General features: G+C 70.0%; 13 protein-coding genes. 7 read left to right on the top strand and 6 right to left on the bottom strand.

Features of this window, described 5'->3' with window-relative positions:
- Positions 1 to 369 (bottom strand): ROK family protein (locus tag ACFQ4H_RS22035; protein WP_377573275.1); only part of this gene is annotated, 369 nt, incomplete at its 3' end.
- 31 nt (positions 370 to 400) lie between these two features.
- Positions 401 to 1,330: an SIS domain-containing protein gene (locus ACFQ4H_RS22030; RefSeq protein ID WP_377573272.1), complete on the bottom strand. Its 930-nt coding sequence runs from the start codon at positions 1,328 to 1,330 to the stop codon at positions 401 to 403.
- 188 nt (positions 1,331 to 1,518) lie between these two features.
- On the opposite strand from ACFQ4H_RS22030, the gene ACFQ4H_RS22025 reads away from it, so the two are divergent.
- The 4 genes from ACFQ4H_RS22025 to ACFQ4H_RS22010 all read left to right on the top strand — a co-directional run bounded on the left by ACFQ4H_RS22025 (position 1,519) and on the right by ACFQ4H_RS22010 (position 5,252).
- Positions 1,519 to 2,304, top strand: coding sequence for a DeoR/GlpR family DNA-binding transcription regulator (locus ACFQ4H_RS22025; protein WP_377573291.1), 786 nt, complete (start codon positions 1,519 to 1,521; stop codon positions 2,302 to 2,304).
- 182 nt (positions 2,305 to 2,486) lie between these two features.
- Positions 2,487 to 3,533: an ABC transporter ATP-binding protein gene (locus ACFQ4H_RS22020; RefSeq protein ID WP_377573269.1), complete on the top strand. Its 1,047-nt coding sequence runs from the start codon at positions 2,487 to 2,489 to the stop codon at positions 3,531 to 3,533.
- Positions 3,530 to 4,543 (top strand): ABC transporter permease subunit, encoded by a 1,014-nt coding sequence (locus tag ACFQ4H_RS22015; RefSeq protein ID WP_377573266.1) that lies wholly within the window; start codon positions 3,530 to 3,532, stop codon positions 4,541 to 4,543. The genes ACFQ4H_RS22020 and ACFQ4H_RS22015 overlap by 4 nt, the downstream gene beginning before the upstream one ends.
- A gap of 289 nt (positions 4,544 to 4,832) precedes the next feature.
- Entirely contained in the window at positions 4,833 to 5,252 is a 420-nt protein-coding gene (locus ACFQ4H_RS22010; protein ID WP_377573264.1) for a DUF3263 domain-containing protein, read from the top strand.
- Between the two features lie 22 nt (positions 5,253 to 5,274).
- Here ACFQ4H_RS22010 and ACFQ4H_RS22005 read toward each other — a convergent pair whose 3' ends face one another.
- The 4 genes from ACFQ4H_RS22005 to ACFQ4H_RS21990 all read right to left on the bottom strand — a co-directional run bounded on the left by ACFQ4H_RS22005 (position 5,275) and on the right by ACFQ4H_RS21990 (position 10,158).
- Positions 5,275 to 5,487 (bottom strand): hypothetical protein, encoded by a 213-nt coding sequence (locus ACFQ4H_RS22005; RefSeq protein ID WP_377573262.1) that lies wholly within the window; start codon positions 5,485 to 5,487, stop codon positions 5,275 to 5,277.
- 484 nt (positions 5,488 to 5,971) lie between these two features.
- Positions 5,972 to 6,130: a hypothetical protein gene (locus ACFQ4H_RS22000; protein WP_377573259.1), complete on the bottom strand. Its 159-nt coding sequence runs from the start codon at positions 6,128 to 6,130 to the stop codon at positions 5,972 to 5,974.
- 101 nt (positions 6,131 to 6,231) lie between these two features.
- Positions 6,232 to 6,960 (bottom strand): helix-turn-helix transcriptional regulator, encoded by a 729-nt coding sequence (locus ACFQ4H_RS21995; RefSeq protein WP_377573256.1) that lies wholly within the window; start codon positions 6,958 to 6,960, stop codon positions 6,232 to 6,234.
- Positions 6,961 to 6,969: 9 nt separating this feature from the next.
- Entirely contained in the window at positions 6,970 to 10,158 is a 3,189-nt protein-coding gene (locus tag ACFQ4H_RS21990) for an AfsR/SARP family transcriptional regulator (protein WP_377573252.1), read from the bottom strand.
- Positions 10,159 to 10,551: 393 nt separating this feature from the next.
- Here ACFQ4H_RS21990 and ACFQ4H_RS21985 point away from each other — a divergent pair, with 393 nt between their 5' ends.
- From ACFQ4H_RS21985 to ACFQ4H_RS21975, 3 genes are all read left to right on the top strand, one after another.
- On the top strand, positions 10,552 to 10,848 hold the full coding sequence (locus ACFQ4H_RS21985; RefSeq protein WP_377573249.1) for a helix-turn-helix domain-containing protein: 297 nt from the start codon (positions 10,552 to 10,554) through the stop codon (positions 10,846 to 10,848).
- Positions 10,845 to 11,717, top strand: a complete 873-nt coding sequence (locus ACFQ4H_RS21980; RefSeq protein ID WP_377573246.1) for a hypothetical protein — start codon at positions 10,845 to 10,847, stop codon at positions 11,715 to 11,717. The genes ACFQ4H_RS21985 and ACFQ4H_RS21980 overlap by 4 nt, the downstream gene beginning before the upstream one ends.
- Positions 11,718 to 11,810: 93 nt before the next feature.
- A complete protein-coding gene (locus tag ACFQ4H_RS21975; RefSeq protein ID WP_377573243.1) occupies positions 11,811 to 12,332 on the top strand; it encodes a GNAT family N-acetyltransferase in 522 nt (173 codons plus the stop codon).
- Positions 12,333 to 12,336 lie beyond the last annotated feature (4 nt).

The raw sequence follows: 12,336 nt of genomic DNA, 5'->3' as shown, positions 1-12,336 counted from the left end.
CCGGGCCTCCGCGGCGCCGCCGGTGCGTACGTCGTGGCCGAGCGCCGCTGGCAGGCCCAGCCGCGCCGCGACCAGGTCCCGCAGGGGTACGTCGCGGAAGCCGAGGTTCGCCGACCAGACCGCGGTGCCGGTGTCCTCGTCGATCACGCCGGGCACGGCGATCCCCACGGCGACCGGGGTGAGGCCGTCGGCCAGCGCCTTGCCGGCCAGCCCTTCGGCTATGCCGAGGATGTTCCCGATGACGGCTTCGGCACCCTGGCCGGCACCGGTCGGGTGCCGTTCGGTGTGGTGACTGACGCCGTCGCGGTCGACCAGGGCGCATTTGATCCCGGTTCCGCCGACGTCGAGGGCGACGACGACATCAGTCACGCTGGCTCCTTGTAGCGGGTTGTGCGATTGGTCAAGTGAGGACCACCGAGCGGGTGAGGTGGCGGGGTGCGTCGGGGTCCAGCCCTCGGCTGGTGGAGAGGGCGACGGCGAACCGCTGGGCCAGGATCAGGTCGGCCATCGGGTCGAGCGGGGTACGGCCGGCCGCCCAGCCGCCGAGCACCGCGTGGCAGCCGTGGGTGCGACTGTGCACGAACGCCGCGCCGGTGGCCATGATGTCCTCGGCGAGCCCGGGTGGGATCTCGCCGAAGGCCCACACCAGCCGGCCCGGCCCGGCGACCGAGATCGGACCGTGCCGGTAGTCCATTGCCGGGTACGCCTCGGACCAGAAGGTGGCTGCCTCCCGGCACTTCAGTGCGGCCTCGTGGGCGAGCCCGATGGTCCAGCCGCGACCGAGGAAGGTCACCTGTTCGATGCGGGCCGGGTCGATCGGCAGCGGGGTGCGTACGGCCACCTCGGCGTCGGCGGCCAACGCGGTGATGTTCGCGCCGAGGTGGGCCCGGAGCAGGGCGAGTGCGCTGGTGGCGAACCGGGTCTGCACCACGGAACGCTCGTCGGCGAACGGCATCGCCACCGTCTGGTCGGCCCGGTGGGCGGCGGGGGAGTCCCCGTCACCGACGATGGCCGTGCTGACGGTTCCCTCGGGCAGCGCGTCGAGCAGGTCGAGGACCTCGGTGGTGGTGCCGGACCGGGTGATCGCCACCACCCGGTCGTACCGGCGGGTGATCGGGAACTCGGAGGCCTGGAAGGCATCGGTCTCGCCGTGGCCGGCACGCTCGCGGAGTGCGGCGTACGCCATCGCGATGAACCAGGAGGTGCCGCAGCCGACGACGGCTACGCGCTCGCCGCGTTCGGGCAGTGCTCCCGTGCGTTCTGCGGAGAGGCTGGCGGCCTTCCGCCAGCAGTCGGGTTGGCTGGCGATTTCCGTGTCGACGTACGCCATGAGTGCTCCTCGCGGGCGAAATGGCTGCGCAATACGGTTCGGTACGACCTTCTTTCGAGCGTTATTCTGCGTGAAGTGGGTTGGTCGTGGCAACAGTGTGCAGGATTGCGCAGCCAGCGGTTTGCGTCCACGTACTTTTGCGCACTATCGTGCACGAAATCACTCACCGTACGCGCATGGAGGCCGAGGTGGACCGGTACGCGAGATGGAACGCCTTGCTCGAGCTGCTGACCGAGAGTGGCCGGGTGAGCGTGGAGGACGCCGCCGCCCGGCTGGACGTCTCGCAGGCCACCATCCGACGTGACTTCGACCAACTCGCCCAACAGCAGATGATCACGCGTACCCGGGGCGGTGCGGTCGCCAACGGCGTCTCGTACGACCTGCCGCTGCGTTACAAGACCGCCAAGCACTCGGCCGAGAAGCAGCGGATCGGCGCTGCCGCCGCTGCGCTGGTCTCGTCCGGGATGGTGGTCGGCCTCAACGGCGGCACCACCACCACCGAGGTCGCCCGGGCGCTGGCCGTCCGGCCCGAGTTGAACACCAGCGCCGACGGTGCACAACTGACCGTGGTCACCAACGCGCTCAACATCGCCAACGAGCTGCTGGTCCGGTCCCGGATGAAGGTCGTGGTCGCCGGAGGCGTGGTACGACCGCAGTCGTTCGAGCTGGTCGGCCCGCTCGGTGGGGCGCTGCTGCGGGAGGTGACCCTGGACGTGGCGCTGCTCGGCGTGGACGCCATCGATCCGCAGCTCGGCGCGGCGGCCCATCACGAGGGCGAGGCGTCGATGAACAACCTGATGGTGGCCCGGGCCAAGCGGGTGGTCATCATCGCCGACTCGTCCAAGCTGGGCGGTCATGCCTTCGCCCGGATCTGCCCGGTGGACAAGGTGGAGACCCTGGTCACCGACTCCGGTGCCGATCCGGCGACCGTCGCCGCCTTCCAGGAGGCCGGCGTCAAGGTCATCTGCGCCTGAACCCCACCCGCGTCAGCCGGGCCTGAACCCCACCTGTGGCATCTGCACCCGCCCCCCGCGTCGGCCGGGCCTGAACTCCGTCTGCATCACCTGGGTCCGGTACCCCGGCGCGTCGGGATACCACTATTCCGCATAACGCAGTATCGTCTCTGGCGTCGTACACGTGACGCGGGGAGGCCGGCTTGACGGCGGTTCTGGAGATCGAAGGTCTACGTAAGACGTACAAGAGCAGACGTCGGGGCGTCCGGCAGGCGCTGGACGGCTTCGACATGCTGGTCGAGGCGGGGCAGGTGCACGGCTTCCTCGGCCCCAACGGGTCGGGCAAGACGACCACCCTACGTACGCTGCTCGGGTTGATCCGGCCGAACGGTGGCCGGATGGCGATTCTCGGGCAGGAGGTGCCCGCCGCCCTGCCCGAGGTCGCCGGCCAGGTCGGGGCGATCGTGGAGAGCCCACAGTTCTTCCCGAACTTCTCGGCGGCCGACACCCTGTCGTTGCTGGCCGGTGCCGGCGAGGTACCGCAGCAGCGGGTCACCGAGGTACTGGAGCTCGTGGGGCTGCGGGACCGGGCCAAGGAGCGGGTCAAGACGTACTCGCTGGGCATGAAGCAACGGTTGGCCGTGGCGTCGGCCCTGCTGAAGAACCCGAAGCTGCTGATCCTCGACGAGCCGGCCAACGGCCTCGACCCGGGCGGCATTCGGGAGATGCGGGCACTGATGCGCAACCTGTCCGAGTCGGGCATGACCGTCGTGCTGTCCAGCCACATCCTCGGCGAAGTGCAGATGATCTGCGACTCGGTCACCATCATCTCGCTGGGTCGACGGGTCGCGGCCGGACCGGTCAGCGAGGTGCTGGCCCAGCACTCCGGTGGCGGCGTACGGGTACGCCTGGAGGCGGTCACCGATCTGCCGGTGGCAGCCGAGGCGCTCACCAAGGTGGGTGGTCAGGTCACCGCTCACGACGACCACCTGATGGTCCGGGGCATCGACCAGCCGGCTCTGATCAGTCGTACGCTGGCCGGCCACGACCTCTACGTCAGCGAGTTGGCGCCGGTGACCGTGGACCTGGAGAGCGTCTTCCTGGAGTTGACCGCCACCACGCCGGTGCCCGGTCAGCACCGCCAGGTCGACCAGTCCGCAGTGGTCGGCCAGGGGACGGCCGGGGAACGGCCCGCGTCCGGCAATCCGTCCGACCCGTCCGCGCCGGCCCAGGGAGGTTGGGGAGTATGAGCCTCTACGTCACCGAGCTGCGACGGCTCTTCAAACGCCGGCTGACCCGGGTCCTGCTCGTCCTGCTCGTGCTCGGACTCGCCGCGATCACCATCTCCTTCTCGGTCGCCAGCCACAGGATCGACCCGGCGCGGGTCGCCGCCGCCGAGGCCCGGGCAGAGCAGGAGTTCCAGCAGCAGGTGAGGTACCACACGCAGGCCGTGGCCGAGTGTGAGGCAGCCAGGGCGCGTGGCGAGAACGTCGAGGAGCGGTACGGGCCGGACTGCGGCAAGGAGTATCCGCCGCAACGGGAGCACTTCCAGGCGGAGTGGTACCTGCCCTTCCAGTTCGAGTTCCGGGAACAGTTCGGCGTCTTCATCTCGGTCTTCTCGGGCATTCTGGCCCTCTTCGCCTTCATCATCGGGGCGTCCTACGTCGGTGCCGAGTGGAACACCGGCGGGATGATGAACCTCCTGCTCTGGCGACCGAAGCGGCTGTCGGTGCTGCTCACCAAGCTGGGTGTGCTGCTCAGCGGCGTGCTCGGCATCGGCGTCGTGCTCGGTGCCCTGTGGACGGCCGCGTTCTGGCTGATCGGGAAGTACGACGGCATCACCGGCAAGATGACCCAGGGCGTGTGGGAGTCCTTCGCGATCAGTGGGGCCCGAGGGCTCGGCCTGGCGCTGGCGGTCGGGGCCGTCGCCTTCGGCCTCGCCTCGCTGGGTCGGCACACCGCGATGGCGCTCGGTGTCGCGGTCGGCATCGGTGTGGTCAGCGAGATCGGCCTACGGATCGCGCTACAGATCGCCGGGGTGCGGTTCGGCGACCGCTATGTCCTTTCGACCTATGCGATTGCCTGGTTCGAGAAGAGTTTCACGCTGTACGACTACCGCGCGTGTGACTTCGCGATGGGCGAGTGCAAACCGGGTGAGTTCCTGGTCACCTGGCAGGATTCCGCCCTCGTCTTCGGCGTCGGTACGGCGCTGGTTCTGGCCGCCGCGATGTGGGCGATACGCCGCCGGGACATCACCTGAGGTGACGGGCATGGACGTTTCCTGAGCGGGGGGTCGCGACGGGCGGGGTGGAGCAGTTGGCTCCATCCCGCCCGTCACAGTTGGACCGCAGGGCTCGCCACCAAGCATCGACGTCATGTTCGGCCGCATCGGCCGCCTGCTGGTCGCATACGACGGACGGTCGAGGGCGGGCGGGGAGATGTTTCCGACAGTTCCGCCCCGCCGTCGTCCGATGCGCTCCTGAGCTGGTGCCGCTAGGCTGGTGGAGCCCGCTGGCACGTTCGTGCTTTTCGATGTATTGGAGAGCGTCATGGAGCCCGTCGTTGACGCTGTGGCGGTCGACGGTGGTCGGGTGGTGCCGGCACCACGCAGCGAGGCGCTGCCGGTCGCGGACGAGGTTCCGACCCCTCCGGTCGCCGACGAGGATGTCGCCGACGAGGATTCGGAGCCCCTGGTCGGTATCGAAGCCACATCAGCTGCCGTCGAAGATGCGTCGCCTGACGGGTTGACCGCCCGTGAGCGGGAGATCCTCGCCTTCGAGCGGCGCTGGTGGAAGCATGCGGGTGCCAAGGAGCAGGCGATCCGCGACGCGTTCGACCTCTCGGCAACCCGCTACTACCAGTTGCTCAACGGGTTGTTGGACAACCCGGCCGCGCTGGCCGCCGAACCGATGCTGGTCGGTCGGCTGCGGCGGCTGCGCGCATCCCGTACCCGGTCCCGCCGTCGCTGACCGGCCGCCGGGTCGGTTCCGGTCATTTCTCGTACGAGCGCAGCCCGTTACCGAGCGCGAACAGGGTCGGGGCCCACTCGCCGACGAAGATGCCCCACCGGTCGGCCCGGTCGACCTGCCCGTGCTGGTGCTGCTTGGAGAGCGACCAGCTCAGTAGCGAGATGCCGATGCTGACAAATCCGGCCATGTAGCAGTGCTCGGATGTCAGGCCTGAATCATGCAGCTTCTTCAACATCAGGTGCTCCCCCGTCGCCCGGCTGTCGGTGTACCTGACGCTAACCCGCTGTGACCAGTCCTGTACGCGAGTTGGCTGAGGATCCGACGACGGGCAGCGAATCTAGCTATTGACAAGATTGGGGCTCGGCAGGGAATCTTGACGTTGCTTCCTGTCGGTGGTGCGGCCCACCGCCACCCGACCCAACAAGCTGATCTGGCTTGCGGTGGCGGGCGGGCTCAGCCTCGTCGTCGCCACGTTGCTGCTTGGGGTGGGGCTGCTGCTCTGAGCGGTACGGAAGGTGCGGTGACCATGCTGTCCATCGCCGGGGTTGTCGAGTCGCTCAATTCGAAGGCCGCTACGTAGCCAGTGCCTTGTCGTGCAGCCGTGAACGGTTGGCCGAGGAAGCGGGGGCACGTCGGGCGATGTCCGGGGCCGCTCATCTGATTGCTGCCGACCGCACCGGCTGTGCGGCCGGCAGCGCCGGACAGAGGATTACGGCTGGTTAACGACGGTCCCGGGCGGGACGGGGGCGTACGAGCGCGGCGGTGCCGATGCGCTCGGCAAGCGTGAGGGCACCGAGCCGCAGTGTGCCCCACCGGTTCCGCAGGGTCAGTCGGTAGTCGAGAGGACGGTAGGCGACGTGGTCGGGGTTGAGGGTCATGCCACAAAGTCCCTTCGTCGGGGCAGAGCGGGGCCGGTCCGTAGTGTGAACCGGCCACGCCATGCGGCGTCCTGTTTCATCGGATTCATGATTCCGGGGAATCAGGTCAGCCCTGTGTCCGCGTTTCCGAAGAGATCGAGGCTGTTCCGGGGCGGTCCGGTGCGCCGCGGTGCCAGTGGCCGGGCCGGGGCAACCTCGGCCGTCGAGACGGCCTGGCGGATCCGGTCCAGGCGGAACTCACGTACGCCGGACCGCAGTCGGCACCAGCCGACCAGATACCACTGGTTGTTGGAACCCAGCAGTCCCAACGGTTCCACATTCCGGTGTGACCGGATACCCCGCTCGTCTACGTAGTCGAGGACCAGCACCGCACGACGCAGTAGCGCCTGCTCGGCGACCTCCAGCACCTGCTGGGCCGGGGCGGAGGCCGCCGCCGGCGCGGTAGCGGTGAGCTGGATCCGGCCTGCGATCTCCCGTAGGGCCTGGACGTCACGGGCCGGCATGACCGCGACGAGCTTGTGCAGGGTCGAGCGGGCTGCGGCCAGGAACGGGGTACCGGCGAGGGCATGCAGGGCCACCGCAGTGGCGATTGCCTCGCGGGGGGTGAAGTTGACGGGGGGCAGCGTGTGCGACTTGTCGAGGGTGTAGCCGCCGTACCGGCCGGGCTCGGCGTAGATCGGCACCCCTGTCTGCTGCAACGCGCTGATGTCACGGCGGATCGTGCGCTCGCCGACGGTGAAGTGATCCGCCAGCCAGCGGGCGCTCCGCGAGCGCGGTGACACCGCGCGAAGCTCCTCTACCAGGCCGTAAAGCCGATCAGTTCGGTTCACGACAGGACGCTACGCGCAGGGTGTGACAACCTCCGGGACGCCCGTACCGCATCCGGCCAGCATCGGTAGCTGCTCGTCGTCGGTCTGCTCCCCGGGCGCACCCACGTCGGCCTGTTCACCGGCCGGACCGGCAGGATCGACCGGACTGGCAGGATCGACCGGACTGGCAGGATCGACCGGATCGGCCAGCCGCAGAACGATGGCGGAGAGTACCGCCGCTCGACTGTCGCGTGTCCGGGCCAGGTGTGCGGCCTGGCGACGGGTGTCCTCGGCGATGCCCGGTTCACCGAGGGCGTCGTGCGCCCGGGCCAGCACCTCCAGCGTGGCCGCCTGCGCCGACCGGAAGCCCATCGACTGGAACGTCTGGAGGCAACGACGCAGCGTACCGATGGCGGCAACGGCCTGCCCGTCACCGATCCAGCTGGCTGCCAGGTCCCGCTCCAGCCCGGTCGCCCCGAGCCGGTCACCCAGTTCGACGGCGACCTCGTGGCCCTCGGAGAGCAGCCGTACCGCCTCGTCCCGGTGGTTCAGACCGGCGGCGGCCAGCGCGAGATGGTGCAGGGCGGCGACGAGGACGTACCGCTCCCCGTTGGTCTGCAACAGTCGTACGGCACGTTGCGCCGCCGAGTACGCCTGCGCCGGTTCGCCCTTCAACAACCGGGTCAGCGCGAGCGCGTTCAGGCACCGGGCGACCACCAGCGGGGCAGCCTCGATCAGGTCAGCCAGGTCGGCAGCGGCCTGGTCGATCGTCAGTGCCTCGTCGAGTCGCCCCAGTTTTCGTAACGCGGCGGAGAGCGCCGGGGCGGCCAGGATCGCGCCGAGCCGGTCCCCCTCGGCGTCGAACAGTTCGACCGCCCGCTTCGCGATGCGTACCGCCTCTTCGGCCCCGTCCTGGTAGTTGCCCCGGAGCACCGCCTGGTCAGCCAGCACACAGGCCAGGCCGTGCCGGTCGTCGAGGCGTTCGAAGACCGCGCGGCTGGCCGTCAGGCTGGCGTCGGCGGTGGCCACGTCCCCGCCGACGATGCTCAGCACACCCGCGATGAGGTCCATCCGTGCCTTCGCCCGCTGGCTGCCGGTCCGGTCGGCGGCCCGGTGCGCCACCTGCTGCACGGTCCGCAGATCGGCCCAGTGGCCGCAGACCCACAGGAACGGGGCCAGCCGCTCGGCCAGCAGCAGCGTCGCCCGGTCCGCACCCTCGTCGTACGCGGTCACGACGACACCGACCAGATAGGCGCGTTCGGCGTCGAGCCAGCCGATCGGATCGGCAGCCGGCCGCTCAAGGGTGCCCGGTGGCAGCGGCGCGGCCGGTACCGACTCGGACCGGTAGGACCAGGTCAGGGTACGGGGGATCCGGGTCGCGGCGGTCCCGGCCAGGAACACGGTCGCGTCCAGCAGCCGGCCCAGCGCGGCGATCCGTGCCGGATTGTCCGGACCGGCCAACTCGGCGCTGTAGACGCGGAGCAGGTCAGGTAGCTGGAACCGGGTCTCGCCGTCGTCCGGATGAACCGGTTCGAGGAGGCTGGCCTCGACCAGTTCGTCGATGACCTGATCGGGGTCCGGCCGGCCGAGCAACGCCGCAACGGTCCAGGTGGTGAAGCTGACCGGTCCGATCAGGTGCAGCAGCGAGAACGCGGCGCGGGCCGGCTCGGACAGGGTCTGCACGCTGAGGGCGAGGCTGGCGCGTACCTGCTGGTCGCTGACGGCCAGCTCGGTGAGTCGCCGGCGTTCGTCGTCGAGCCGGTCGGCCAGACTGGCCACACTGGACATCTGGGTGGCCAGTCTGGTCCCGGCGATACGGAGGGCGAGTGGCAGGTTGCCGCAGGCGGCGGCGATCCGGGCCGCCTGGTTGGGTTCGTCCGCGAACCGGTCAGGGCGGGCGACCTGGAGCAGCAACCGATGAGCCTCGTCATCGGTCAACGGGCCGAGTTGCAGGTGGGCGGCGTCGGTGAGCCCGGAGAGCCGGCTACGGCTGGTCACCAGTACGGCGCTTCCGGGCGTACCGGGCAACAGGTCACGGACCTGGGCGGGGTCGGCGGCGTCGTCCAGGACGACGAGCACCCGCCGGTCGGCCAGCCGGGCCCGGTAGGCGCTGGCCAGGGCGGGTAGATCCTGCGGTACGGCCGAAGCCGGCACCCCGAGGGACCGGAGCAGGTCGGCCAGCACCCCGGCCGGGTCCCGACGGGCTGCCGCTCCGGTGAGGTGGGCGAAGAGTTGCCCGTCCGGGAAGGCGGCGCGTAGCTGGTGGGCGACCCGGACGACCAGGGCGCTCTTGCCGATGCCGGGTGGGCCGGAGATGGCCAACAGGGGTACGGAGGTCTCGCTGGGCGCCACCAGGCGGCTGACCTGCTCGACGATGTCGCCCCGACCGACGAATCCGGCGACCGGTGGGGGGAGCTGGCAGACCGGGAACACCGGCTGCGGAAGGTTCGGCTGGCGAACGGTCCTGAGGGCGGAGGTCACGTCCTCGCCGCGCAGGATCGTCTGGTGCAGTTGGCGTAGTTCCGGTCCCGGTTCGATGCCCAGTTCCTCGATCATCGTCTGCCGGGCGTTCTGGTAGGCCGCCAGCGCATCGGCTCGCCGTCCGGCCAGGCACAGCGCCAGCATCAGTTGTCCGTGCAGGCGTTCCCGCAGCGGATGCTCCACCACCAGCCCGTGTAGTTCGGCCAGGACCTCGGTGCGGTCGACGCCGGCCCCGACGGCGAGTTCGGCGTCCAGACAGTCCTCCAGCACGCTCAGCCGTTCCGCCTCCAGTTGGGCGAGTTGCGGGTCGAGCGAACTGATGGAGAGATCGGCGAGGGGCTGGCCACGCCACTGGGCCAGTCCCCGTCGGAACCGGACGATCGCCTCGGCCGGATCGCCCTGCCCCAGCGCCGCCCGGCCGGCGGCGACCTCCCGCTGGAAGGTCAGCAGGTCGAGGTCGTCGGTGTCGACCTGTAGCCGGTACGCGCCGTTGACCTGTTCGATCGACACGTCGGGCAGCCGGCTGCGCAGCCGGGACAGGTATGTGTGCAGATTCGACATGTGGGATGCCGGTGGCTGCTCCGGCCACAGCGCGGCCACCAGCTGGTCGGTGGTCACCGCCCTACCGGCCCGGAACAGCAGGATGGCCAGCACCGTGCGTTCGTGGCGGCTGCGTACCGCCACGTCGACCCCGGCTGGCGTACGTATCCGTAATGGCCCGAGGACCTCGAACCTCACGCGTCATTCCCCTCAGGTTTCGGCCGAACCAACCTACTACGCGTCGCTGACCGAGCTCTGTCGATGTGTGTCCTTCGTGTGGTGACTGTGTGGCCAGCGGCTTCAGACTTCTGTACTTCGTGGGCAGCGACCGAACCACCAGCCGGTCACTGCTCGGGGGATGGCTGACCGGTTTCAGCCGGCTGATCAGCTGACCGCTACCGCACCTGGTCAAGTGATCTTTCGGTGGCGGAGGCCAACAACGGGGGGCGGTACGGCGGCGTCGGGCATGGCGCCGCCGTACCGATATTCCTGATATGCGGTGAGATTCGAACCTCGCCCTGGTAAGCGTTCTTTGCCATAGCATCGGGCTATGGCGAGGTACCGGGCAGGCTTCCCGCAGGGCGGAAGCCGGTGAGCGAGCGGGACTGGTCCGCGCTACGCGACCGCCGGGCCGCCGCACCGGGTGCAGCCGACGCGTACGAGGCGGCCCGGCTGGCTGCCGAGCTGGGCCGGGGCGTACGGGAACTCCGGGAGAGCCGGGGCTGGTCGTTGGCGCAACTGTCCCAGGTCGCCGGGATGACACCGTCGGCGATCGCCCGGTTCGAGACCGGCGGCACGATGCCCACCCTGCTGGTCCTGGTTCGCCTGGCCCGAGCGTTGGACACCAGCCTGGCGGTCCAGTTCCAGGACGGGGACGCGGTGCTATGACCGGCGCGCCGCTGGTCCGGCCGGCGATGCGGGTGTGTGCGGCGTCCGAGCCGGCCCCCGACCAACTGGAGAACGAGGACCACTTCTTCCAGCAGGGCGACCTGGTCGGCGTACTCGACGGGGCGACCGTGCCGGAGGGCTTCGACACCGGGTGCGTACACGGTCCCGCCTGGTACGTCCGTCAGTTGGCCGCGCGGATCGCCCTGGCCGCTGCCGACCGGCCCGCAGCCACGCTGATGGGCAACCTGGCGGCGGCGATCCTCGCGGTCCGGTCCGACCACGGCGGCCAGTGCGATCTCGACCATCCCGGCACCCCGTCCTCGACGGTCTGCCTGCTCCGACACGGCGGCGACCACGTCGACTACCTGATCCTGTGTGACAGCCCTCTCGTCGTCGACCTGGCGGACGATCAGGTACGGGTGATCTCCGACGACCGGCTACGGGCCGCGATGGCCGATCTGCGCCGGGTGGCCGTGACCGGGCCGCCGGCCGGGGCCGGAGGTGATCCGGCTGCCCGGTTCCAGCGCAGCGTGATGTTGCAGCGGCAGCAGATGAACCAGACCCACGGCTACTGGGTGGCGGCGGCCAATCCGGATGCGGCGTTCCACGCGGTGACCGGCACCTTCCCGTTGACCGGTCCGGGCCGGATACGGCGGGCGGCGCTGCTGACCGACGGTGTCTCCGCAGCCGTCGAGGAGTTCGGGCTGCTCGACTGGCCGGGACTGCTGGACGCGTTGACCGAGCAGGGGCCGGACGAGCTGATCCGCCGGATCCGGCGGGCCGAGAACGACGGGACCGGCCGCCACCGGCACAAGCGGTACGACGATGCGACCGCAGCGGTGTGCCACTTCGGTGACATCGCTCCCTGACCACGGGGATCATGACCGGGCGAGCGGGTGAACGGTCGGATCTGATCGGCAGCCGTCCGGCCCCGGCGGAGGCCAAATCGGTGGACAGGCCGGATGGCAACGGCGAGACTGCGCCTCGTGACGGGCAAGATCTGGCTGACGCCGGTGGACGAGCGGATCCTGGAGTCACTGCTGTCCGTGGCCGCCGCCGAGACCGAGCCGGACGAGGTGATGCCCCCGGTGTCGGCACCGGCCGGTTGGTCACAGGCGCGACGGGAGGCGTTCCGTGAGTTCTACCGGGCCAGCTACGGCGGGCTGACCGGGCCGACCGGCAACCAGATGTACGCCATCATGAGCGACGCGGGTGTGCTCGGCATGATCCGGATGGGGCGCCGCGACGAGCCGGCCACCGTTGAGACCGGGATGTGGCTCGGGCAGTCAGCCCGGGGGCAGGGGGTCGCGGTGACCGCGTTGCGGCTGCTACTGACGGAGGCGGCCCGGGTAGGGGCGCGGGTGGTGGTGGCCGAGACGACGGCGGACAACGGTCCCGCGCTCGGTGTGTTGCGTCGGTGTGGAGCGGTGCTCCAGCCGGTCGGCGACGGGGCAGTCCACGCCGAGATCCGGCTGGGGGGTTAGGCCG

Source organism: Micromonospora sonneratiae (assembly GCF_042679305.1).
GTDB classification, from domain to species: domain Bacteria; phylum Actinomycetota; class Actinomycetes; order Mycobacteriales; family Micromonosporaceae; genus Micromonospora_H; species Micromonospora_H sonneratiae.
Note: the sequence above shows the minus strand (reverse complement) of the source record. Positions and strands in the feature narration are given on the sequence as shown.

What these genes read in the sequence shown, in the direction of transcription:
- ACFQ4H_RS22015 (WP_377573266.1), top strand. Translation starts at nt 3,530, where the DNA reads ATGAGCCTCTACGTCACCGAGCTGCGACGGCTCTTCAAACGCCGGCTG.
- ACFQ4H_RS21980 (WP_377573246.1), top strand. Translation starts at nt 10,845, where the DNA reads ATGACCGGCGCGCCGCTGGTCCGGCCGGCGATGCGGGTGTGTGCGGCG.
- ACFQ4H_RS22030 (WP_377573272.1), bottom strand. Translation starts at nt 1,330, where the DNA reads ATGGCGTACGTCGACACGGAAATCGCCAGCCAACCCGACTGCTGGCGG.
- ACFQ4H_RS22005 (WP_377573262.1), bottom strand. Translation starts at nt 5,487, where the DNA reads ATGTTGAAGAAGCTGCATGATTCAGGCCTGACATCCGAGCACTGCTAC.
- ACFQ4H_RS22000 (WP_377573259.1), bottom strand. Translation starts at nt 6,130, where the DNA reads ATGACCCTCAACCCCGACCACGTCGCCTACCGTCCTCTCGACTACCGA.
- ACFQ4H_RS22010 (WP_377573264.1), top strand. Translation starts at nt 4,833, where the DNA reads ATGGAGCCCGTCGTTGACGCTGTGGCGGTCGACGGTGGTCGGGTGGTG.
- ACFQ4H_RS21975 (WP_377573243.1), top strand. Translation starts at nt 11,811, where the DNA reads ATGGCAACGGCGAGACTGCGCCTCGTGACGGGCAAGATCTGGCTGACG.